This window comes from Bartonella sp. MR30HLJHH, assembly GCF_042194195.1.
GTDB lineage: Bacteria > Pseudomonadota > Alphaproteobacteria > Rhizobiales > Rhizobiaceae > Bartonella > Bartonella grahamii.
Window position 1 is genome coordinate 1 of sequence record NZ_JBHIMO010000102.1, and the last position, 699, is coordinate 699.

A 699-nucleotide genomic window follows, 5' to 3' on the forward strand; every position below is an offset into this window, starting at 1 on the left:
CTCGCTTTCAAACCAACGGCATTCAACAAGCGTGACCATCCGACGACCGTTTTCAACATCAATGCTCCCTTCATCACTGTAATAATCAAGATCATTATGGTGAACACCTTCATGAGAGCTACCATCCCTTGCCCAATCTGCACTCAGCTCTGTCCAATGAGATTTGGGAAACATCTGCTTAGCTACTTCTAACGGCTTGCGGTCTACATACCACAAACGTTGCGCATCGGTTAAATTCGGTTGCACCGCTGCACTATCCCAAACCATCTTTAACGGGTCTAAACGGGTAATTACCGGTTCACCATCGAGGCTGTTCTCATAATCAAGCCGTGTATCAGTCCACCCCATGCCACAGATAACCGCATCTTGGAAAGCATCACTATCAGCGTATTCGGCATGCGCCATGTCCCGAAACCATTCTGCCGCACCGGTAAGCAATTCACTAGGCAATGCCTTCCCTACTTGACGTGGAATAAACTGCACTTCGCGCTTGTTATTACGCTCTGACCCCACAACGGCATTGACCAATGGGGCAATACGATTAAAGGTCATAACGGGGCGGCGTTGCTTTTTTAACGCCGATAAATCTTCTTCATTCCATTGATCACCATTGTAAAAACCAAAATCCTCCCGCGCATGTTCACGCCATTTGTTCACATGCTCCACATCTTCTTTGTACCAGCTCACAAGCTTACGAAA

1 protein-coding gene is annotated in these 699 nt (G+C 47.4%); it reads right to left on the bottom strand.

What is annotated here, in order from left to right:
* Positions 1–699, bottom strand: a 699-nt coding sequence (locus ACFIKR_RS09560; protein ID WP_375659671.1) for a portal protein, incomplete at both ends; no start/stop codon positions are given.